Raw genomic sequence first — 22,047 nt, 5'->3', positions numbered from 1 at the left:
ATGCACCTGCTCAGGACCCAGCCCGGCGGTTTCGTGTCGGATGACAACATTGCCGACCTGGGACAAACCCCCGCCGAGCTGGTGATCCTGTGCAGCGGCGACTCCAGCCTGGCGCTGCTGGCCGAAGCGGCGCAGCAACTGCCGGAAGACTACCCGAGCTTTCGCCTGGCCAACCCGATGCAGGTGCAGAACCACGCCTCGGTCGACCTGTATGTCGACCAGGTGCTGCGCCACGCCAAGGTGATCCTGATTTCCCTGCACGGTGGCATCGCCTATTGGCGTTATGGCATCGAGCAACTGGTGCAGCTGGCGCAACGTGGCGTGCAGCTGATCCTGGTGCCGGGCGACGATCGCCCGGACCCGGAGCTGAGCGACCTGAGCACGGTACCCGCCGTCGACCGCGAGCGCCTCTGGCACTTCCTGCGCCAGGGCGGCATGGGTAATGCGCTGAACCTGTACCGCTGCCTCGCCAGCGGCTGGCTGGGGCGCGATTACCCTTGGTCCGAGCCGCAGACCCTGCCGCGCACGGCGATCTACCACCCGCACAACAGCAGCGCTGCCCTCAGCGATTGGCAAGCCGACTGGCGGGCCGGCCAGCCGGTGGCAGCGCTGCTGTTCTACCGCTCGCATTTGCAGGCGGCCAACACCGCCTTTATCGATGAGTTCTGCCGGCGCTTGCAGGCGGCGGGCCTGAACCCGCTGCCGATTGCCCTGGCCAGCCTGAAAGAACCCGGTTGCCTGAGGGTGGTCGAGGAGCTGCTGGATGAGGTGCAGGCGGGGGTGATCCTCAACACCACCGGTTTTGCCCAATCCAGCCCGGAGGCGCCGCACCTGCGGCCGTTCCGCCGCGATATTCCGGTGATCCAGGCCATCTGCGCCCAGGACAACGAACCCGGCTGGCGCGCCAGCGAGCAGGGCCTGGGCCCGCGGGACCTGGCGATGCACATTGCCTTGCCGGAACTGGACGGGCGCATCATCAGCCGGCCCATCAGCTTCAAGGACCTGGCCTGGCGCAGCGAGCGCAGCCAGTCGGATGTGGTCTGCTACCGCTCCGCCCCCGAGCGCATGGATTTTGTCGCCGAACTGGCGCGGCGTTGGGTCGATCTGGCCCGGCTGCCCAATGGCGAAAAACGCATCGCGCTGATTCTTGCCAACTATCCGACCCGCGACGGTCGCATCGGCAACGGCGTGGGCCTGGATACGCCGGCGGCGGCGCTGAATATCCTGCGAGCCTTGCAGGCCCAGGGTTATCCGCTGCCGGTCGAGCTGCCGGACAGCGGGACGGCGCTGATCCAGCAACTGCTCGGCGGGGTCAGCAACGACCTGGACAGCCTCGACCTGCGCCCGTGCCAGCAAAGCCTGGCGCTGGACGAGTACCAGGCCATGTTCGACGCGCTGCCCGAAGCCAACCGCCGGGCGGTGCTCGAACGCTGGGGCGGGCCGGAAAACGACCTGATGTTCCGTGGCGGGCGACTGATGATCGCCGGCCTGCGTTTTGGCCTGACCTTCGTTGGCATCCAGCCGGCGCGCGGTTATCAGGTCGACCCGAGCGCGGTCTATCACGACCCGGACCTGGTGCCGCCCCACGCGTACCTGGCGTTCTACTTCTGGCTGCGCCAGACCTACGGCGCCCACGGGCTGATCCATGTCGGCAAGCACGGCAACCTGGAATGGCTGCCGGGCAAGGGCGTCGGCCTGTCCGAAAGCTGCTGGCCGGATCTGCTGCTGGGGCCGTTGCCGAATATCTATCCGTTTATCGTCAACGACCCGGGCGAGGGCGCCCAGGCCAAGCGCCGGACCCAGGCGGTGATCATCGACCACCTGATGCCGCCACTGACCCGCGCCGAAACCTACGGCCCGCTGCGCGACCTGGAGCTGCTGGCCGACGAGTACTACGAAGCGCAACTGCTTGATCCGCGTCGCGCCCGCGAGCTGCAGAAGGACATTCTCAAGCTGGTGCGGGTGACCCGGATCGACCGCGAACTGCAACTGGACGGGCAGCTCGATAGCGAGGCTGACGCCGCGCTCTGGCTGCCACGGCTGGATACCTACCTGTGCGACCTGAAGGAGTCGCAGATCCGCGACGGCCTGCATGTGTTCGGCGAGTCGCCCGTGGGGCGTCTGCGCATCGACACCTTGCTGGCCTTGCTGCGCATTCCTCGTGGCGATGGCCGGGGCGCGCAGTCGAGTCTGTTGCGGGCCCTGGCCAAGGCCTTCGAGCTGGGGTTCGATCCGCTGGATTGCGCCCTGGCCGAACCCTGGAGTGGGCGCCGGCCACAGCTCTTGCAGGACATCAGCGGGCAGCTGTGGCGCACCGCCGGCGATACCCGCGAACGCCTGGAGCTGTTCGCCGGGCAGTTGATCGAAGCCGCGTTGTCGGGCGAAGTCGAGCAACTGAACGAGCCCGCCTGGAGCGAGGTCAAGGCGATCATCGACAACCTGCGCGAGGTGGTGGCGCCGCGCCTGGATGCCTGCGGCCCGGCGGAGATGGGCGGCTTGCTGGATGCCCTGGGCGGACGTTTCGTACCGGCCGGGCCCAGCGGCGCACCGAGCCGCGGGCGCCTGGACGTGCTGCCCACCGGGCGCAACTTCTACTCGGTGGACGTGCGCAACCTGCCGACCACCACCGCCTGGCGCATCGGTTTCCAGTCGGCCAACCTGATCCTCGAACGGCACTTGCAGGACCATGGCGACCACCTGCGCCAGCTCGGCCTGTCGGTGTGGGGCACGGCGACCATGCGCACCGGCGGCGACGATATCGCCCAGGCCATGGCGCTGATGGGCGTGCGCCCGGTGTGGGCCACCGGCAGCCAGCGGGTCGACGATTTCGAGATCCTGCCTCTGAGCCTGCTGGACCGCCCGCGGGTGGACGTGACCCTGCGGGTGTCCGGTTTCTTCCGCGATGCCTTCGCCAACCTGATCCGTCTGTTCGACGCTGCCGTGCAGGCGGTGGCCGCGCTGGACGAGCCGGACGACCTCAACCCGCTGGCGGCCAAGGTTCGCGCCGAGCGCGAAGCGCTGCTGCAGTCCGGCCTGGATGCCGAGGCCGCGCGGCGCCAGGCCGGCTGGCGGATCTTCGGCGCCAAGCCCGGTGCCTATGGCGCGGGTGTGCAGGGGGCTATCGACGGTCGCCTGTGGCAGAGCCGCGAGGACCTGGCCGAGGTCTACCTGAACTGGGGCGGTTACGCCTATGGTGGCTCCGACGAAGGCACCGCGGCCCGCGGCCAGTTCGCCCAGCGCCTGAGCCAGGTGCAGGCGGTGCTGCAGAACCAGGACAACCGCGAACACGACCTGCTGGATTCCAACGACTACTACCAGTTCCAGGGCGGCATGCTCGCTGCCGTGGAAAGCCTCAGTGGCGCCAAGGCCGCGAGTTACCATGGTGACCACAGCCAGCCGGACCTGCCGAAAATCCGCAGCCTCAAGGAAGAGCTGAACCGGGTGATCCGCTCCCGCGCGGCCAACCCGAAGTGGATCGAAGGGGTGAAACGCCATGGCTACAAGGGCGCCTTTGAAATGGCCGCCACCCTGGATAATCTGTTCGCCTTCGACGCCACCACCCAGCTGATCGACGATCACCAGTACGCTTTGCTGGCCGACGCCTATCTGCTGGACCCGGCGACCCGCGAATTCATCCGGCAACACAACCCCCATGCGTTGCGCGATATGACTGAGCGCCTGCTCGAGGCCCAGCAGCGCGGTATGTGGCAGGAGCCCGGCGAGTACCGCGAGGCCCTGGAAAACCTGTTGCTGGATATAGAAGAAGATGGCTGACGCGCCCGAGGACTGCTTAGCACCGCCCTTCTGTAGGAGCGAGGCTTGCCCGCGATGAGGGCCTGCCAGCCAATACCCGACTCGACCCAACCGAGAACCGACATGAGCGATACCCCACATTTCCCGCTGTCCGCCGTGGTCGGCGCCGATGACCTGAAACTGGCGCTGTGCCTGACGGCCATCGACCCGAAAATCGGCGGGGTGTTGATCGAAGGGCCGCGGGGCATGGCCAAGTCGACCCTGGCCCGCGGCCTGGCGGACCTGCTGGCGAGCGGGCAGTTCGTCACCTTGCCCCTGGGCGCGACCGAGGAACGCCTGGTCGGCACCCTGGACCTGGACGCGGCCCTGGGCGAAGGCCGGGCACAGTTTTCCCCGGGGGTGCTGGCCAAGGCCGATGGCGGGGTGCTCTATGTCGATGAGGTGAACCTGCTGCCGGACCATCTGGTGGACCTGCTGCTGGACGTGGCCGCCAGCGGCACCAACCTGATCGAGCGCGACGGTATTTCCCACCGGCATTCGGCCCGGTTCGTGCTGATCGGCACCATGAACCCGGAAGAGGGCGAGCTGCGTCCGCAACTGCTGGACCGCTTTGGCCTGAATGTCGCCCTGAGCGGCCAGACGCTGCCCACTGAACGGGGCCAGATCATTCGCCGGCGCCTGGATTTCGACAGCGATCCCCAGGGCTTCTGCCAGCAGTGGGCCGCCGAGCAGGAGGCGCTGCGCCAACGCTGCCAGCAGGCGCGGGGGGTGCTGGCGGAGATTGCCCTGGACGATCGAGCTCTGGAGCGGATCACCGAACGCTGTTTCGCCGCCGGCGTCGACGGCCTGCGCGCGGACCTGGTCTGGCTGCGTGCCGCCTGTGCTCATGCGGCCTGGCGCGGTGCCCGGGCCATCGACGAGCAGGATATCGATGCGGTGGCCGAATTCGCCTTGCGCCATCGTCGTCGCGACAACCCGCCGAGCGCGACCCATCAGCCGCAGCCCTCTCACGCGCCAGCCCCGGCCCAATCCAGCCCCGCCGAAGGCCAGGGCCAATGGGGCGAGCTGCCGGCCCAGGCGCTGGCCACCGGCGCCCGACGTGAAGTGCCGAGCTGGCCAAAAAAGCCCTAGGCATTCGCCCCCGGTCCGACGCGGGGGCGAATGCCAAGCCCCGCGCCGGGCGGTTGGACCAGGGCAGGCAAGGCCGGGCGCGCGCCGCCGTCCAGGGCTCGATCAACTGGCCGGGCACCTTGCTCAACGGTCGGCCTCGCCAGCGCGACGATTTGTTGTGGCACCTGCGCAGCCGTTCGCCCCATGAGCTGTGGCTGGTGATAGTCGATGCGTCGGCCTCTACTCGCCGCCATCAGGCGCTGAGCGATGCCAAGGGCCTGTTGGCCCAGCTGTTCGACGATGCCTACCGACAGCGTGCGCGCCTGGCCCTGCTGACCGCCAGCGGCCGCGCGCCGAACTGGCAGGTGCAGGGGCTCAAGGCCTCGAAGGATCTGCGTGGCTGGCTCGATGGGCTGGGAGCGGGCGGCGGCACGCCGTTGCTGGCGGCCTTGGCCGAAGCGGGACAGTGGCTGGTGTCCCGACAGAAGCGTTATCCGGCCGAGCATCAGCGGGTGCTGCTGCTCACCGACGGCCGGCTGAAAAACCTGCCGCCTCTGGCACGCCTGGGGTGCCCGACCCTGTTGATCGATATCGAACGTGGGCCAATCCGCCTCGGCCGCGCCCGCGAATTGGCGCAGCAGCTGGATGCGCAGTACCGGCATATCGATGGGTAGTGATGGGGTGAGGGCAGCCCGGCCGTGAGCCGGTCGACGACTGCCCCCGGATCAGCGTTTCAGCCGCCGAAAGGCGCGGAACGGATGGCTTCGCCTTTCCTGGCGCAGGAAGGCGGGTTGGTCATGCCCAGTGTGAGCAGGTTGCCGCCGTTGATGATGCAGTTGAACTCCTTGTTGTCGTTGGTTTTCAAGGCCACGTAGGTGTTGGTGCCTTCGGTGCGACGGCTGACGATGCTAACGTCCGAGGGCGCGTAACCCAGGGCGCCGCTGGTCTGGGATTTGATCTGTTCATCGCTCAGGGTATTGGTCTTGCCGGCGATCGAGTTGCAACCGGCGAGTCCGAGGGTGAGGGCGCAAGCCAGGGCAAGGGGGACGACTCTCATGTGTTGTTCCTTTTATTAGGGTGAGGTCCGCCAAAAATCCTAGCAGCGGCGTATTTTTTTGCTGCATGCCCTGGTTGTTTTTTGCGATCCGCTGCGCGAATTGGGCATCGCCAGCCGACGAACGGATGAGTTTGGTCGGATGCTCCGTCCTTCCCTTGAGAGCGTCCCCTCGCTTGCACTCTTGCATCGGCTATTACCTGGCCATTTCCTGTCGGTACTGGCGCGTGCGCCTGGCGCTGTACAACTGGTCGAGCAGCAGCGCCAGCCAGGGGCGTACTTGAGGTTTGGGCGCGCACCCGCGGCTCAGGCGATGCATCTGCAGGCGGACGATGGCCATGGTCGCCAGGGAGGCCAAGGTCTTGCGTTTCCAGCGTAATGGCGGCAGTTGCGGGTGGCTCTGCTGGCCGCTGCGCCAGAGCCTGGGCAAGGCCGGTTCGAGGGTCAGGGCGGTGGCGATGCCGGCCATCGCGATGCCGCTGTCCAGCACCTGCTGCACCACTGGCAGGCGGCGGATGCCGCCGGTGACCATTACCGGCATCTGCGCCGCGGGCGCCAGTTCGCTGGCCATTTCGATGAAGTAGGCTTCGCGCGCCAGGGTCCGGCCGTCGCGCACCTCGCCTTGCATGGCCGGGGACTCGTAGCTACCGCCGGACAGCTCCAGCAGGTCCACCGGCAGGCTGTTGAGCATCTCGATGACCTGGCGCGCGTCGCCGGCATCGAAGCCGCCGCGCTGGAAGTCGGCGGAGTTGAGCTTGACCGAGACGCAGAAGGTCGCGGAAACCCGTTCCCGTACCGCCTTGATCACCTCCACCAGCAGGCGCGCGCGGTTCTCCAGCGAGCCGCCCCATTGGTCGGTGCGGCGGTTGGTCAAGGGCGAGAGGAACTGGCTGATCAGATAGCCGTGGGCGGCATGGATCTGCACCCCGGTAAAGCCGGCCTGTTCGGCCAACCAGGCGCTGTTGGCGAAGCGCCGGATGATCTCGGCGATGTCCTCTTCGCTCATGGGCTTGGGTTCAGCGAACATTTTCGAGAACTGCCCCATGTCCAGGGCCACTGCCGATGGCGCCAGGGCCTGCTGGCCGAGATTGGCCATGGTCTGGCGCCCGGGGTGATTGAGTTGCATCCAGAACTGCGCGCCCTTGGCGCGGCCGGCGCGGGCCCACTGGCGGAACTGCTCCAGGTGCTGCTGGTCCTCCAGGGCCACGCCGCCGGGGCCGGTCATCGCGCGACGGTCGATCATCACGTTGCCGGTGAGGATCAGCCCAGCTTCACCCTCGGCCCAGGTCTGGTAGAGCCGGATCAACGCCGCGGAGGGCGCCTGCTGGCGGTCGGCGAGGTTCTCCTCCATCGCCGCCTTGGCAATGCGATTGCCGATCGTCTGGCCGTTGGGCAAATTCAAGGCTTGAAAGGGTGACATGCTTGACTCCTCATCAGTGGAGGCCTGAGGCTAAGCTTAAAGTTAACTTTAATGTCAAGCAGGTTATCGAGGCTGAAAATGAACATTGGCGAATTGGCACAACTCAGCGGGCTGGCGGCATCGCGCATCCGTTTTTACGAAGCCCAGGGCCTGCTGCCCCAGGTTCAGCGCCAGGCCAACGGCTACCGCCGTTACCCACCACAGATCCTGCAGACCCTGAAGATCATCCAGTGTGCCCAGCAGGCCGGCTTCAGCCTGGACGAGCTCAAGCAACTGCTGCCGGGCTGCGAGTCGAGTGACGTAGACCACGAGGCCCTGCTGCAAAGCCTCGAGCGCAAGGTCGGGCAGATCGAAGAAATGCAGCAGCACCTGGCCCAGAGCAAGGCGCAACTGCTGGAGATCATCGACAGCATCCGCGACCGCCCGGAAGGCATGGACTGTTCCGAGAACGCCGAGCGGGTCATGGCGTCGATCAAGGGCGGGAGGCCCTGAGCCGGTCTGCCTTTGCGGGCGCCGAAAACAATTTGGGCGACCGTTGCGGTCGCCCAAAGGGTGGTTCAGATTGGCAGGTCGAACGGCTTACTGCGGCGTGTCGTCGCCTTTGCCTCGAGCCTTGCCGGACTGGTCCAGCAGTACTGGGGTTGTTAGCAGGTCGTCGTGGTGCGAGGCGCGGTACGAGTGGACGAAGTGACGAATCAAGGCGATGGCCACACCGAGCATCAGGCCCAGTACCAGCGATAGGATGATGACCAAGACGGGCTTCGGCTTGATCGGGCTCACCGGTTGCAGGGCCTTGCGATCGATGGTGACCAGTTTCAGCCGGTCCATATCGATGTTCAGGTTGCGCAGGCGGGTGACTTCAGCCCTGAGTGGAAAGACGTCCTTCAGGAAAATATCTTCGTTGGAGCGCTTGTTCAGTTCCTGCACCTGGCGGTTGACCTGCAGCATCTGCAGCTCCTTACCGATTTCGGCGATACGTTTCTCAGTGAAATCGTCAGTGGTGCGTTTCTGTAAGGCCGCGCGTTCCGCCTCGAGGGTTTCGTAACCCATGAAGTACAGCGGGATGTTCTGGGTATTGACCTCGGTGCGCATCACTTGGGCCGAGCCGGCGTGGGCGGCGTCAGACATCGAGGATGGTGTGGTCGGGGTGCGGATGCCCATCGATTTGGCGATGGCGATCGCTTCGGCCAGTTCGGCCAGACGGTCCTTGCGCTGTTCTTTCAACTGTCCGCGCAAGGCCTTGAGTTCGTCCTCGAGTTGCGCACGGCGGATGTTGTCGCTTTCGAGCAAGGTCGCAATTTTCGATTCTTTATCGGTTTCGTAATTGGAGCGCGCCGCGGCAATCTTGCCTTTGAGTTCATTGAGCCGGTTATTGACGATAACCTTGAGGTCGGCGCCGATGCGCTCACGCTCAGCATCGATGGCGTATTCGACAAAACCGTTGAGGATCGCCACCCCGTCGATATCCTTGGGGTATTGCATTTCCAGCCTGATGTAACTGCTCAGGGCGTTGTCTTTTTTCGGATCTGGCTGAACCAGCTTGATCGAATCGCGGTTAAAGTCCTCGAAGCTTTGTTCGAGTGTTTGTCCTGGGCGTTTGAAGGCCTGGAACAGATCCTGATGAGAACGGAAGAACTCCAGTCGTGTTTCATAGGACTCAAGCGCTGCGCCGACCTTGGACAAGGCATCTGCAGGTGGCAGTTTGTAGACTTCCGAGCGATTGAGGGCATCGAGTTCATTCAGTGCGGCTGGGCGTAATACGCTACTGACCTCATATACGCGGGGAGCCAACAGCACATAAGCCAGGCCTGCCAGTGTCACGGCCAGAGTACAGCCAATTACCAGCTTCTTTTGCTGCCAGACGGATTGGAACAACGCAAACAGGTCAATTTCATCCGCTTCAGTATTCATCTGAGGCCGGGGAATAATGTTCAAATCAGCACACCCTCTAATTATGTGAATCCTAACCCTGTCATGCCGTACCCTGCCGGTGTATGCATGCAGGGCTGCCCCCGTGATGAGGCTCCTTGCCGATGGGCGCCACTCGTTGCCAGAAAAAACCATGAAACAGGAGGCTGTTTTCTTGCGGGAGATAGTTGGCAGGCCACTTTCCGAGGTGGTGCTTGGAAATGGCTGTTTTGATGCCTAGCGCCGAATTAACGTAACTCTTGAATCCTGAAGGCACTTTGCCATTGACGATGGTGAAGACGTTAAGTGGGCGAATATTACAGCAATGCTCGGGAGGATAAATATATGAATTTAACCGTACCTTCATAATTCGCCTTCATCTATTGCTGTTCGGAGAGCAAAGCGGCCTGTTTTCCATATGAAAGTTTATCGGTGCCCCATAAGAGGGCGGGTAGGCTCACAAGTTGTGAGTATTTATCTAATAGCCAGGCAGTTGCCCTCAAAAGAATGGGGTTATAGAACATCCTGAGGGTTTATTGGTGCTGGGCGGATCATGATCGGCCTGATACAGAGTTGCCGCACCTTGGACCTTAGAAGGTGCGGCGAACCCCATGAGTTTTTACTCCACGCTCAGCGTTAACGGCCGCGGCTGCGGGATGGGATTACGCATCAGCGTACCCACCGTCACAGCCGCCAGCAGCGCCAGGAGGCCGGCCACCCAGAGCACCACGCCGAAGCCGTCGACGAAGGCCTGGCGGGCCAGCGGTTCGACCAGTCCTTTCGCGGAGTCGGGCAGCAGCGCCAGGGCCGCGGGCATGTCACCGGCCACCACCCGTGAGGCGATGGCCTGGGCCTGGTCGAGCCATGGCGTGGCGCTCTCGCTCAGGCTGGCGTGCAGGCTTTGCTGGGTATGGCTGCCAAGCAGGGCGCCGAACACACCGATGGCCAGCATGATGGCGCTGAAGCGCATGGTGGTGCTCAGGCCCGAGGCCATGCCGGCGCGGTCGCGGGGCACGCAGGCCATGATGTTCTTCTGCGTGTCGCCGTTGAGCAGGCCGGCGCCGGCGCCGGTCACCGCGATGGCCAGGGCGAAGTTCAGGTAGCCGCCAGCCTGCACGGCCCAGGCCGCGAGCAGGTTGCCGCACCCGACCAGGGTCAGGCCGGCGGCCATCAGGGTCGCCGGGGCATAACGCGTCGCCAGGCGCACGCCGATGCGCGGGCAGATCAGCATGGTCAGGGCAAACGGCAGCATGCCCAGCCCCGAGGCGATGGCCGAGAAACCCAGGCCGTTCTGCAGGTAGAAGGGCAGCAGGGTCATCATCACCTGGGCGCAACCGGCGTAGGCGAACATCCCCAGCAGGGCACCGATAAAACGCGGATGACGGAACAGCTGCAGGTCGACCATGGGCCGGTGCTGCATCCGCTCGATCAGCACGAACAACCCGAGCAAGGCCACGCCGGCCAACAGTCGGGTGTAGGTCAGGAGGTGGCTCCAGCCGATGCGATTGGCTTCGATCAGGCCCCAGATCAGGCACAGCAGGCTGGCGCTGAAGGCCAGGCTGCCCCAGGGATCGAGGCGCGCGGCCTGGGTGTCGCGGGATTCCGGTATCGCGCGCAACACCATCAGCACCAGCAGCCCGCCCACCGGCAGGTTGAGGTAGAAGATCCAGCGCCAGCCGATGAACTCGGTGATCAGGCCGCCAATGGTCGGCGCGGCGGTCATCGCCACGCCCATGCAGGCTCCCCAGAACGCCCAGGCCTTGGCCCGTTCGACCTCGTCATGGAAGGTGTGGCCGATGGTGGCCAGGGCCGAGGTCAGCAGCAACGCCGCACCGACGCCCTTGATCGCCCGGGCGATATCGAGAAACAGTACGTTGGGCGCGGCGCCACAGCCGAGGGAGGCGAGGATGAACAGCCCGAGGCCGCAGAGCAGGGTGCGCTTGCGCCCGAAGCGGTCGGCCAGGCTGCCGGCCGGTAGCAGCAGGGCGGCGAAGGCCAGCATGTAGGCGCTGACCACCCATTCGATATCGGCGAAGTTGGCCCCCAGGTCGCGGGCGATGCTCGGCAGGGTCACCGCGACTATGTTGGTGTCGAGCACGATCAGCGAACACACCCCGGAGGCGGTGAGCAGGGTCAGGCGTGGGCTGGCTGGCCTCATGGCTGCACCCGTTGACCCAGCGTGGCGAGGGCGGCCTGGGCGATTTCATCGTCGTGGGCCGGGGTGTCGGCACTGATGCCGATGGCGCCGATCACCTGGCCGTCGACCCGGATCGGCTGCGCGCCTTTCATCATCAGCAGGCCCGAAGTGATGGCCGCCTGGCGCCCGCCGTTGATGGCGTTTTCCAGGTCGCCGGAAGGGCGCTTGAACAGTGCCGAGGTCCGCGCCTTGCCCTGGGCCAGTTCAATGCCGGCCACCACCGGCGCCCCGTCCATGCGCGCGCTGAGGATCGGCCAGCCGCCATCGTCGACGATTGCCACGGCGCAGGGCCAGCCCTTGGCCGAGGCGGTTTCCTGGGCGGCCTTGAGCAGTTGCTGGGCGGTGGCGAAATTCAGGATTGCCTTCTGGGCAACGTCGGCGTTTTTCTCGGCGGCGAAAGTCGCGGGCACGCTGCAGCAAGTGATCAGGGCCAGAAACAGAGGTTTGACGTGCATGGCTTGGGCTCTCTACTGTGAAGGTCTGGCCAGCTTATCCCGGGCTTTCGCCCACTCTGTTAGGCGAGCTGGAGCACTTCATTACCTTTGAGCTAATACGCTTATGGAAATCCGTCATTTCCGCTATTTCCTGGCGGTGGCTCGGCAACGCAATTTCACCCGCGCCGCCGAACAGCTAGGCATCGCGCCGCCGACCCTGAGCCGGCAGATCCAGGACATGGAGCAGGCCCTGGGTACCCGCCTGTTCGTGCGCCAGCAGCGCGAGGTCAGTCTGACCGAGGCCGGTGCCGCCCTGGTGCGCGAGGCCGAGGCCACGGTGCGCCAGTTCGAGTTCGCGCAACGTAACGCCCAGCGCGCCGGGCGCGGCGAGATCGGCCATATCGAGTTGGGCTACGTGGCTTCGGCGGTGTATTCGGGGCTGTTGCAAAAACAGGTGCAGCGCTTCAGCCAGGACTGCCCGGACGTCAGCCTGAGCGTGCGCGAAAGCCCGATGGCGGCGTTGCCGGGGCTGGTGTCCGAGGGACGGTTCGACATCGGCTACATCCGCTCGCCCATGACCCTGCCCGAAGGGGTGGAGGCGGTCCGCCTGGATGCCGAAGGTTTTGTCCTGGCGCTGCCGGCCGAGTCCTGGCTGGGACGCTTGCCGGAGATAGCCCCGGCCCATCTGCACAACGAAACCTTCGTCCTTCCCGAGCAGATCAGCGGCACCCTGCAGGTCGCCGCCGAGGGTGGCTATGCGCCGAAACTGGGGCCGCAGCCCGGTGGCCTGGTGGCGGTGCTGGCCCTGGTCTCCCTGGGGCAAGGCGTGGCCGTGGTGCCGGAGTCGGTGGTCGGGCACGTGGGGCTGCCCAATGTGTTGTACCGGCCGATCCAGGGCAGCACGGCGTCGTCCTGGCTGTCGCTGATCCACCGCCGTTTCGAGAAGGCGCCGGCGGTGGCGCGGTATATCGAGCAGGTCAGAGGCCAATTTCGGGGGTAGGGGCTTTTGCCCGGGCGCTATTGAGTCAGCCCGGGCAGGCTCGCTTTTGCAGGAGCGAGCCTGCTCGCGCGGTACTTCAGGCCAGGCGCGGCTCCACCGAGTCCGCCAACTGCGTGAGGATCAGGCAGCAGGACACTGCGCCGGCATCCAGTGCCCCCAGCGAGCGCTCGCCCAGGCGGCTGGCGCGGCCGATCTTCGCCACCAGGTCACGGGTCGAGTCCCGGCCCTGGGAGGCCGCGCTTTTCATCCGCTGCAGGCTCTCCTTGAACGAGGCGCCGCCGGCCTCGGCCTGTTCGAACGCCTGCACCGCGGGAATCAGTGTATCCATCAGGCACTTGTCGCCCACCCCGGCGTCGGTGATGTCCTGCAATGAGCCCAGCCCGCCGCGCAATAGCCGGGCGAAGCGGGCGGCATCGATCTGCTGGCAGCCGCGAACTTCGTCGGCCATGCCGATAAACAGGCTGCCGTAGAGCGGGCCCATGGAGCCGCCGATGCCCTCCATCAGGCTCAGGGTCAATTCGTCGAGGGCCCCGGCCAGGTCCAGCTGACGACCGGCGAGGGCCCGGCCGCAGTGGGCGAACCCCTTGGCCATGTTGATGCCGTGATCGCCGTCGCCGATGGCGCCGTCGACTTCGCTGAGGTACTCACGGTTGGCGACTATCACCGTCACCAGGTCATTGACGATGGCGCTGCCGTCGAGGCTGGAAAAATGCTGGCTCATGGTTCACTCCGACTGGGTCATGCCGATGGAGCGGCAGGGTTGGTCGATCAGGGTTTTCAGCTCGGCATCCAGGCCCAGCAGGGTCAGGGTCACGCCCATCATTTCCAGGGAGGTGAAGTAGTTGCCGACATAGCAGCGATGGATCTTCAGGCCCCTGGCCCTGAGCTGGCGCTCGACTTCGGCGTAGAAGATATACAGCTCCATCACTGGTGTGGCGCCGAGGCCGGAGACCAGCACTACCACGCTGTCGTCACGGCTGAAGTCGCGATCGGCAAGGATCGGCGCGAGCATGCGCTCGGCCATGGCGGCGGCGGACTCGACCGGCACGACCTGGATGCCGGGTTCGCCATGGTGGCCGATGCCCAGCTCCATCATGCCGTCGGCGATCTGGAAGTTCGGCTTGCCCACCGCAGCAATGGTGCAGGGCGTGAGGCCGACACCGATGGAGCGGCACTGGTCGACGGCTTTTTGCGCGACGCCGATCACCCCATCCAGGTCATAACCTTTGGCCGCCGCCGCGCCGCCGACTTTCCACATGAAGATCTCGCCCGCCACGCCGCGGCGTTTGCCGATTTCTTCACGGGGCGCGGAGGCCACGTCATCGTTGGCCACCAGGGTGCGAATCCGCATGTCCTTGCTGGCGGCCATCTTCATCGCCAGCTTGACGTTCATGTTGTCGCCGGCGTAGTTGCCGTACAGGCAGGCCACGCCCGCGCCCTGGTCGGCGGCGCGGAAGGCGTCGAAGAAGCTCTTGGCGGTGGGCGAGGAGAAGATTTCGCCGACCGCCACGGCGTCCACCAGGCCGGGGCCGACATAACCGAGAAAGGCCGGCTCATGGCCGGAGCCGCCGCCGGTGACGATGCCCACCTGGCCGGCCTGCGAGAGGCGGCGCTTGCGGATGACCCGTGGGTTGGCCTCGTATTGGGCCAGTTCGGGGTGGGCCAGGAGTATGCCTTGCAGCATGTCCTCGACCACCTGGTCCGGATCGTTGATCACTCGATTCATGACGCGGTTTCCTTGTTCCTGTTAGCTGCACGGCTGTGCAGTGAATCGCCGGCAAGCTCGCCTCCCGTGGAGGGAGTGGGAGAGTCCGCGGGTGCGGGCTTGTCGGCGAACCGGTTGGAAGGCAGTGGGGCCTCAGGGCTTGAGCACTACCTTCAATGATCGGTCGCCGCGCTCCATCACCGCGAAGGCCTGCTTGAAGTCGGCCAGGGCGAAGGTGTGGGTGACCACGTCGCGCATGTCGATCTTGCGCTTGCCGATAAAGTCGATGGCCCGTGGGTACATGTAGGGCCCCAGGTGCGAGCCGAGCACGTCCAGCTCCTTGCGGTCGCCGATGATCGACCAGTCCACCGTGGCTTCGTCGTTGAACACGCTGAACTCGACGAAGCGCCCGAGCTTGCGCAGCATCGCCAGGCCCTGGTTGACCGCCTTGTGATGACCGGTGGCTTCGATATAGATGTCGCAACCGTAGCCGTCGGTGATTGCGCGAATTTTTTCCAGCACGTTCTCCTGGGCGGGGTTCCAGACTTCATCGGCGCCCAGGCGCAGGGCCAGCTCGGCGCGCTCGGGCTTCATGTCGAGGACGATCAGGCGCTTGGGGTTGCGCATCCGCACCGCGCCGATGATGCCCAGCCCCAGGGTGCCGGCGCCGGCCACCACCACTATGTCGTCGAAACCGACATCGGCGCGCTCGGCGGCGTGCAGCGAGCAGGCCAGGGGTTCGATGAGGATGGCTTCGTCCGGCGGAATCTCGTCCGGCACTTTGTGCACGATGCCTTCCTTGGTGAAGATCATGTACTGCGCCATGGCGCCCTGGACATTATTCTGGAAGCCGTACAGGTCGTGCTTCTGACACATCCAGTACTGGCCGTGGTTGCAGAAGCGGCAGCCCCAGCACGGCACTATCTGTTCGGAGATCACCCGGTCGCCGACTTGCACCCCGCGTTTTTCCGCGCCCGGCCCCAGGGCCACAACGCGGCAGACGAACTCATGGCCGGGAATCATCGGCGGCTTGACGTAGCGCGGCTGCTCGGCGTCGCCCCAGAAGGAGGGGGCGCCACGGTAGGTCTTGATGTCGCCCATGCAAATGCCGCACAGCTCGACCTTGGTCAGGATCTCGTCCGGGCCGGGTGTCGGCACCGGCACCTGTTCCAGGCGGTAGTCTTCGGGGCCGTGGCAGACCACGGCCTGCATGGTGCTGGGAATCTCGGGTGACAGGTGTTCGGCGGGCAAGGTGGACATGACGGCGGGCCTCACTGCAAGAATGGGAGTAACGTTCGATTACTGGATGCTGTAGCCGCCATCGATCACCACGTTCTCCCCGGTGATCATCTGTGCGGCGTCGCTGAGCAGGTACAGCACCAGCCCGGCGATTTCCTCGGGCTGGGCGAAACGGCCGACCGGGATCTGTAATTTGGCCCGCTCGCCCAGTTCTCCGGCCCAGGCCTTCTTGCCCAGGGCGGTCTCGACTATGGTCGGCGAGACGGCGTTGACGTTGATGCCGTGGGCGGCCCATTCCATGGCCAGGACCTTGGTCATGCCCACCACCGCGGCCTTGCTCGCGCAATAGGCCACGTGCCGGTCCAGGCCGATGATGGCGGCCTGTGAGGCGAGGTTGACGATGCGTCCGCTGCCGCGTTCGAGCATGTGCCGGGCGCAGGCCTGGGCAACGAAAAAGCTGGCCTTGAGGTTGATGTCCAGGGTGGTGTCCCAGGCGCTTTCGCTGACCTCCAGGGCCTTGTCCAGCAGGGCGACGCCGGCGCTGTTGACCAGGAAATCCAGGCGTCCGAAGTACTCGGCGACCCGGTCCACGGCATGCTGCACCTGGTCCAGCTGGCGCAGGTCGAGGGCCAGCCCCAGGTGCCCGCCGCCGAGGCGGGCGGCGATCTCGACGACCTCCGGGTCGCGATCCAGCAGCGCTACCTTGGCGCCGCGTTCCACCAGCAGCGTGGCGCAGGCCAGGCCGATCCCGGCGGCGCCGCCGGTGATCACTGCGCAGCGACCGCTGAGGTCGAAGGCCCGATCCCAGAATCCGGACATGATGTTAACTCCTGTATGGCGAATGAATGGCAGGGGGCGTTATTTACTGCCGGCGACCTGCTGGTACAGGCTGTCGGCGTTGGCGCTGGTCACCGGCACCCACGGCAGGATGTACAGCTTGTCGGTGCCGTCACCCCATTTCACGTCCTGGGCATAACGCTCCCAGATCACCGACTGCGGCTTGTAGTCCTTGCCGGCCAGGGTGCGCAGGGCCACGTCCAGGGCGCCCTGGGACTGGGCCTGGGCGTCCTGCAGGAAGGTGGTGATGTCGCCTTTTTTCGCCGCCTGGATCGCGTCCGGCATGCCGTCGATGGAGGTCACCGGCACGTCGCTCGGCGACAGGCCGCGAGACTTCACGGCCTGCAGGGCGCCGAGGGCCATGTCGTCGTTCTGCGCGATGATCCCGGAGATGCCGCCGTTGGGGTGGGCATTGAGCCAGTCCTCGGTCAGCGACAGCGCCTCGGCGCGGGACCAGTTGGCGGTCTTCATTTCGATGACCTTGATTCCGGGGTTCTTCTTCAGCACTTCCATCTCGCCTTTCTCGCGGTCGATCTGTGCCGACTGGCCGATCGGGCCCTGGATGATCACCACGTTACCCTTGCCCTGGAGCTTGTCGACCATGGCCTGGGCCTGCAGGCGGCCGCCCTCGACGTCGTCGTTGCCGACATAGGGCACGCTGGCGCTGGCGACCTTGGTATTGGAGGCGATCACCGGAATGTCGTTTTCCTGGGCGCGGGCCACGGCGCCGACGCCGGCCTTGGTGTCGATCGGCACGAAGATGATCGCGTCGTAGCGCTGGGTGACCATGGTTTCGATCTGGTTGTTCTGGGTCAGGGCGTCGTAGTTGCCGTCGAACACGGTGATCTGCACCCTGCCGTCCTTGACCGCCGGATGCTGTTTCAGCTCGCGTACCCAGTTCTGCATGAACTGGCCCTTGAGGCCGTAGACCGCCGCGCCGATCTTGTAGGTCTTGCCCTCGGCCAGGGCCATGCCGCTGGCGAGCAGGGAGGCCGTGGCCAGGGCGAACAGGGAGGTACCAAAGGTGGTGGAGGAAAGCTTCATGGGGAACTCCGTTATTGTTGTAGTCGTGCCATGGAAAGGACGGGGGAGTCAGCGTTTCTTCTTGCGCCAGACATCGATGAGCACCGCGAACACGATGATCAAGCCCTTGGCGACTTGTTGGTAATAGGAAGACACCCCGAGCAGGTTCAGGCCGTTGTTGATCACGCCGATCAACAGGGCGCCGAACAGGGTGCCGACGATGCTGCCGGTGCCGCCGGAGAGGCTGGTGCCGCCGATCACCACCGCGGCGATGGCGTCCAGTTCATAGGACGTGCCGGCCTGGGGCAGGGCGGAGGTGGTGCGGGCCGAGAGGACCACGCCGGCCAGGCCCGCCAGCAGGCCCGAGACCACGTACACCGAGAACATCACCTTGCGTACGCCGATCCCTGAGGTGCGGGCGCTCTTTTCGTTGCCGCCCACCGCGTACACGTAGCGGCCGTAGGTGGTGTAGCGCAGGACCATCCAGAAGATCAGCGCGACCACGGCGAAGATCACGACCGGCACGCCCACCGGGCCGATCTTGCCGATACCCAGGGCCAGGTAGTTTTCCGGCAGGTCGGTGACCGGGCTGCCGTCGTTGAGAATGAAGGTCATGCCGCGGGCGATGCTGAGCATGCCGAGGGTGGCGACAAAGGGCGGGATCGACAGGTTGGCGACCATGAAACCGTTGACCACCCCGAGCATCGCCCCGGCGAACATCCCGGCGCTGACCGCGGCCAGCAGCCCGTAGCCCTGGGTGGCCACCAGGGCGCTGCACAGGCCGGCGAAGGCGAGGATCGAACCCACCGAGAGGTCGATGCCCTTGGTCAGGATCACGTAGGTCATGCCCACCGCGAGAATGCCGTTGATCGAGGTCTGGCGCAGGATGTCCATCCAGTTGCGCCAGGTCATGAAGTACTCGCTGGCGAAGGCCATGACCACGCACAGCAGGATGAATACCAGCGGCAGGCCGAAGCGGTCGAGGGCCAGGCGCAGGCGGCTGCGGGGTGCCGGGCCGACGGCGGTGGAGGCGGGTGTGGCGGCAGGGGTGACAAGGGTCTTGGCATTCATGAGGCGAGACTCAGCAGGGCTTCCTGGGAAAGAGCGGTATCGGTGCTGATGGTGACCAGGCGGCCGCCCTTGAACACCGCGATGCGATCGCTCAGGTGGAGCAGTTCCGGGGCTTCGGACGAGACCACTATGGCCGCGCCGCCAGCCCGCACGAACTCGTCCAGCAGGTGATAGATCTCCTGCTTGGCGCCTTCGTCGATGCCTCGGGTCGGCTCGTCGCACAGCAGGCACACCGGCTGGGTCGACAGGCACTTGGCGAGCACCACCTTCTGCTGGTTGCCGCCACTCATGGAGGCCACCGGCAGGTCCAGGGAGGAGACCTTGATCTGCAGGCGCTTGACCATGTCCCGGGCCAGCGCCTGTTCCTTGCGGGCGTTGATCAGCGACCAGCTCGACAGCTGCCGATAGGCCGACAGGGCAATGTTGGACAGGATGCTGCCGCTGAGCACCAGGCCGCTGTCCTTGCGGTCTTCGGTGACCAGCGACAGGCCGGCGCGAATGGTCGCCGCCGGTGCGCCGACCGGCAGCGGCCGGCCTTGCAGGCTGACCGTGCCGGCGTCGGGTTCGGTGAGGCCATAGAGGCAGTTGAGGAATTCGCTGCGGCCCGAGCCCATCAGGCCGTAGATGCCGAGAATCTCGCCCTGGCGCAGTTGCAGGCTGATGTCCTGGAACTCGCCGTCGCGGCTCAGGCCCTGGACATCCAGGCAATTGTGCGCCGCGCATTCGCGCCCGACCTTGTGGTCGATGCGTTGTAGTTCCTGGCCGACGATGCCGCGCACCAGGTGGGCGCGATCGATGTCGGCCATGCGCCCGCTTTCGACGAAGGCGCCGTCGCGGAAGATGCTGTAGTCGTCGGCGATCTGCGCCAGCTCGCTCAAGCGGTGCGAGACATAGACGATCCCGGCGCCGCGGGCGGTGAGGCGGCGGATGGCCTTGAACAGGGTCTCGGCTTCGCGCTCGCCGATGGCCGAGGTCGGTTCGTCCATGATCATCACCTGGCAGTCATGGCTGAAGGCCTTGGCGATTTCCACCAGTTGCACCTGGGCCACGCTCAGGCGGTGCATGGGGCTGTCGGGGTCGACCTCGAACTCCAGGCTTTCCAGCAGCTCGCGGGTGCGCCGGTTGAGAGCCTTGCGGTCGACGATGCAGCCGGCGCGGCGCGGTTCGCGGCCGAGCCAGATGTTCTCGGCGACGCTCATGTAGGGAATGGGTTCCAGTTCCTGGGTGATCATCGCCACCCCAGCGGCCAGCGCCTCGCCGGGGCGATTGAACTGCACCGGGCGGCCGTTGAGCGCAATGCTGCCGGCGTCACGCTGGGTGATGCCCATCAGGATGCTGAGGAAGGTGGATTTGCCGGCGCCGTTGCCGCCGCACAGGGCGTGCACGCTGCCGGCGCGCAGGGCGAGGCGGCCATCGCGCAGGGCAGGGATCCCGGCATAGGCCTTGGCGACATGTTCAGCCTGGAGCAGTAATGGCGTGGCCATCGGCGTGTCCTCGTGCTGTGAATTCTTATTAGGTCGCAGAGTCATGTTTCGCTGTGATCATATGTGTATCAAATGAAATTCTGATCAGTCAATCTCTTTCAAGGTAAATCTGTATCAGCGGTCGCTAATGCTTTCATAACCCTTTGTGTAGGGCTTTGACTCGGCTGTCAGGTAAATCCTGCTTGACAGTCAGGGGGTGAATGCTTGAGAAATGACTGAGCAAAGTTTCATTTAGTGATCATATGATCAGTCTTGCTCTCACCCAGACAGCGGAGCGAAATGCCATGAACACAGCCTTTTCAGTGGCCATCGGATGTGATGAAGCGGGTTTCGAGCTCAAGGAGTTGCTCAAGCGCCATATCGAGACCCTGGGCCATCCGGTGGAGGATTTCGGCACCCATTCCCTGGAGCCGGTGCTCTATCCGGACATTGCCCTGGCGGTGGCCACGGCCATCGGCGCCGGGCATCACCGCCTGGGGGTGCTGGTCTGCGGCACGGGCATCGGCATGGCCATCTCGGCCAACAAGGTGCCGGGCATCCGCGCGGCCCAGGCCCACGACACCTATTCGGCCGAGCGCGCACGCAAGAGCAACGATGCACAGATTCTCTCCATCGGCGCGCGGGTGGTGGGGGCCGAGCTGGCCAAGAGCATCGTCAAGTCGTTCCTCGAGTCGGAGTTCGAGTCCGCGCGCTCGGGGGCCAAGGTCGAGCGGATCAACGCCATCGAGCGCGACGGTCACCGGTAGGCGCCGGCTGTAGACGCGACCTGCATCGACTAGAGAGAATGCGCCTTTGATGCCCATACGGAAGCCAGTCCACATGAGTGACAGTACCCCGCGCGGAGCCAGCGACATCGATCTGATGACCGAGGTGGCGATGCTCTATTACCTTGAGAACGTCACTCAGGAGGCCATCGCCAAGCGCTTCGATCTGTCCCGGGCCAAGGTCAGCCGCCTGCTCAAGCGGGCGCGGGACGAAGGCATAGTCGAAGTCCGGGTGCTGCAGCATCCGGCAATGAACAACGAGCTGGAGCAGGCGCTGGTGGAGCGCTTCCAGCTGGATCGGGCACTGATCGCGGTCGACCACAGCGACCCCGACACCCAGCGCTCGGCGGTGGCCAGCCTGGTGGCCAACTACCTGAACAAAACCCTGAGCGACGGCATGATCGTCGCCGTCGGCATGGGCCGCAATGTCGGCGCGGTGGCCGACAACGTGTTCCTGCCGGTGACCCGCAACTGCACCTTCGTCTGCGCCATCGGCGGCTCGTTGCGCGCCGGCGAGTACATGAACCCCGACCATATCTGCCGGCGCCTGGCCCTGCGTTTCGGCGCGGAAAGCGAAACCCTGTACGCCCCGGCGCTGGTGGCCAACCCGGAACTGCGCAGCGTGCTGATCAGCAACGACACTGTGCGTTCGACTCTGGATCGTGCCCGGCGCGCCGACATCGCGCTGATTGGCATCGGCGACATGAGCGAGAACAGCAACATGGTGCGCATGGGCTGGTTCTCGCCCCAGGAAATCGCCCAGGCGCGGCTGTCCGGTACCGTGGGCGACATGATGGGCTACGACTTCATCGACATCCATGGCCAGCCGGCGGTCAACGCCATCCAGGGCCGGGTGATCGGCCTGACCGTGCAGGAGCTGGTGCGCATTCCCGATGTGGTGGCCATCGCCAGTGAGAACACCAAGGCCGCCGCGACCCTCGGCGCCTTGCGCTCCGGGGTGATCAACACCCTGGCGACCACCGTGACCAATGCCCACACCATCCTTGCGCTGGACGATGCGACGCGTAAGGGCTGAGGTCGCCAGAGC

General features: G+C 65.3%; 19 protein-coding genes. 7 read left to right on the top strand and 12 right to left on the bottom strand.

The annotated features are described in order from the left end of the window. The 3 genes from cobN to J4D52_RS18355 all read left to right on the top strand — a co-directional run bounded on the left by cobN (position 1) and on the right by J4D52_RS18355 (position 5,537). Entirely contained in the window at positions 1-3,774 is a 3,774-nt protein-coding gene (cobN, locus tag J4D52_RS18365; RefSeq protein ID WP_102676909.1) for a cobaltochelatase subunit CobN, read from the top strand. Positions 3,775-3,876: 102 nt separating this feature from the next. After that, positions 3,877-4,884, top strand: a complete 1,008-nt coding sequence (locus J4D52_RS18360; RefSeq protein WP_102676910.1) for an ATP-binding protein — start codon at positions 3,877-3,879, stop codon at positions 4,882-4,884. Positions 4,885-4,937: 53 nt separating this feature from the next. Beyond that, on the top strand, positions 4,938-5,537 hold the full coding sequence (locus J4D52_RS18355; RefSeq protein WP_173678544.1) for a VWA domain-containing protein: 600 nt from the start codon (positions 4,938-4,940) through the stop codon (positions 5,535-5,537). A gap of 59 nt (positions 5,538-5,596) precedes the next feature. Here the strand turns inward: J4D52_RS18355 and J4D52_RS18350 are convergent, their stop codons facing one another. Together J4D52_RS18350 and J4D52_RS18345 are read right to left on the bottom strand one after the other, a co-directional pair. Further along, the gene (locus J4D52_RS18350; protein WP_009044456.1) at positions 5,597-5,920 is read right to left on the bottom strand and encodes a hypothetical protein; all 324 of its coding nucleotides are present in this window, start codon (positions 5,918-5,920) and stop codon (positions 5,597-5,599) included. Positions 5,921-6,113: 193 nt separating this feature from the next. Further along, positions 6,114-7,337, bottom strand: coding sequence for an NADH:flavin oxidoreductase/NADH oxidase family protein (locus tag J4D52_RS18345; protein ID WP_102676911.1), 1,224 nt, complete (start codon positions 7,335-7,337; stop codon positions 6,114-6,116). A gap of 78 nt (positions 7,338-7,415) precedes the next feature. On the opposite strand from J4D52_RS18345, the gene J4D52_RS18340 reads away from it, so the two are divergent. Next, a complete protein-coding gene (locus tag J4D52_RS18340; RefSeq protein ID WP_025804469.1) occupies positions 7,416-7,829 on the top strand; it encodes a MerR family transcriptional regulator in 414 nt (137 codons plus the stop codon). A gap of 87 nt (positions 7,830-7,916) precedes the next feature. Here the strand turns inward: J4D52_RS18340 and J4D52_RS18335 are convergent, their stop codons facing one another. The 3 genes from J4D52_RS18335 to J4D52_RS18325 all read right to left on the bottom strand — a co-directional run bounded on the left by J4D52_RS18335 (position 7,917) and on the right by J4D52_RS18325 (position 11,897). After that, complete coding sequence (locus J4D52_RS18335; protein ID WP_230589631.1) at positions 7,917-9,248, bottom strand: Wzz/FepE/Etk N-terminal domain-containing protein; 1,332 nt, start codon at positions 9,246-9,248, stop codon at positions 7,917-7,919. A gap of 616 nt (positions 9,249-9,864) precedes the next feature. After that, the gene (locus J4D52_RS18330) at positions 9,865-11,403 is read right to left on the bottom strand and encodes an MFS transporter (RefSeq protein WP_102676912.1); all 1,539 of its coding nucleotides are present in this window, start codon (positions 11,401-11,403) and stop codon (positions 9,865-9,867) included. Continuing rightward, entirely contained in the window at positions 11,400-11,897 is a 498-nt protein-coding gene (locus tag J4D52_RS18325; RefSeq protein ID WP_102676913.1) for a heme-binding protein, read from the bottom strand. Before J4D52_RS18325 ends, J4D52_RS18330 begins: the two co-directional genes overlap by 4 nt. Before the next feature lie 103 nt (positions 11,898-12,000). Between J4D52_RS18325 and J4D52_RS18320 the strand changes: the two genes are divergently transcribed. Further along, positions 12,001-12,876: a LysR family transcriptional regulator gene (locus tag J4D52_RS18320; RefSeq protein WP_102676914.1), complete on the top strand. Its 876-nt coding sequence runs from the start codon at positions 12,001-12,003 to the stop codon at positions 12,874-12,876. A 76-nt stretch (positions 12,877-12,952) separates the two neighbouring features. Here the strand turns inward: J4D52_RS18320 and dhaL are convergent, their stop codons facing one another. From dhaL to J4D52_RS18285, 7 genes are all read right to left on the bottom strand, one after another. Next, positions 12,953-13,597: a dihydroxyacetone kinase subunit DhaL gene (gene dhaL, locus J4D52_RS18315; RefSeq protein ID WP_102676915.1), complete on the bottom strand. Its 645-nt coding sequence runs from the start codon at positions 13,595-13,597 to the stop codon at positions 12,953-12,955. A gap of 3 nt (positions 13,598-13,600) precedes the next feature. Then, entirely contained in the window at positions 13,601-14,602 is a 1,002-nt protein-coding gene (locus tag J4D52_RS18310) for a dihydroxyacetone kinase subunit DhaK (RefSeq protein ID WP_102676916.1), read from the bottom strand. Positions 14,603-14,734: 132 nt separating this feature from the next. After that, positions 14,735-15,841, bottom strand: coding sequence for an alcohol dehydrogenase catalytic domain-containing protein (locus J4D52_RS18305; RefSeq protein WP_102676917.1), 1,107 nt, complete (start codon positions 15,839-15,841; stop codon positions 14,735-14,737). A gap of 39 nt (positions 15,842-15,880) precedes the next feature. Continuing rightward, complete coding sequence (locus J4D52_RS18300) at positions 15,881-16,639, bottom strand: SDR family oxidoreductase (RefSeq protein WP_102676918.1); 759 nt, start codon at positions 16,637-16,639, stop codon at positions 15,881-15,883. Between the two features lie 39 nt (positions 16,640-16,678). After that, positions 16,679-17,701, bottom strand: a complete 1,023-nt coding sequence (locus J4D52_RS18295) for a substrate-binding domain-containing protein (RefSeq protein WP_102676919.1) — start codon at positions 17,699-17,701, stop codon at positions 16,679-16,681. A 48-nt stretch (positions 17,702-17,749) separates the two neighbouring features. Beyond that, positions 17,750-18,751: an ABC transporter permease gene (locus J4D52_RS18290; protein WP_102676920.1), complete on the bottom strand. Its 1,002-nt coding sequence runs from the start codon at positions 18,749-18,751 to the stop codon at positions 17,750-17,752. Then, positions 18,748-20,235, bottom strand: a complete 1,488-nt coding sequence (locus J4D52_RS18285) for a sugar ABC transporter ATP-binding protein (RefSeq protein ID WP_102676921.1) — start codon at positions 20,233-20,235, stop codon at positions 18,748-18,750. The genes J4D52_RS18290 and J4D52_RS18285 overlap by 4 nt, the downstream gene beginning before the upstream one ends. Before the next feature lie 284 nt (positions 20,236-20,519). Between J4D52_RS18285 and rpiB the strand changes: the two genes are divergently transcribed. Both rpiB and J4D52_RS18275 read left to right on the top strand, forming a co-directional pair. Further along, entirely contained in the window at positions 20,520-20,981 is a 462-nt protein-coding gene (rpiB, locus tag J4D52_RS18280) for a ribose 5-phosphate isomerase B (RefSeq protein ID WP_016705333.1), read from the top strand. A 73-nt stretch (positions 20,982-21,054) separates the two neighbouring features. Continuing rightward, positions 21,055-22,035 carry a sugar-binding transcriptional regulator gene (locus J4D52_RS18275; protein WP_016705332.1) on the top strand — a complete coding sequence of 327 codons (981 nt, stop codon included), beginning with the start codon at positions 21,055-21,057 and terminating at the stop codon, positions 22,033-22,035. The last annotated feature ends 12 nt before the right edge of the window (positions 22,036-22,047 follow it).

This window comes from Pseudomonas sp. GW460-12-10-14-TSB1 (assembly GCF_017349775.1).
Lineage (GTDB): Bacteria > Pseudomonadota > Gammaproteobacteria > Pseudomonadales > Pseudomonadaceae > Aquipseudomonas > Aquipseudomonas piscium.
Note: the sequence above shows the minus strand (reverse complement) of the source record. Positions and strands in the feature narration are given on the sequence as shown.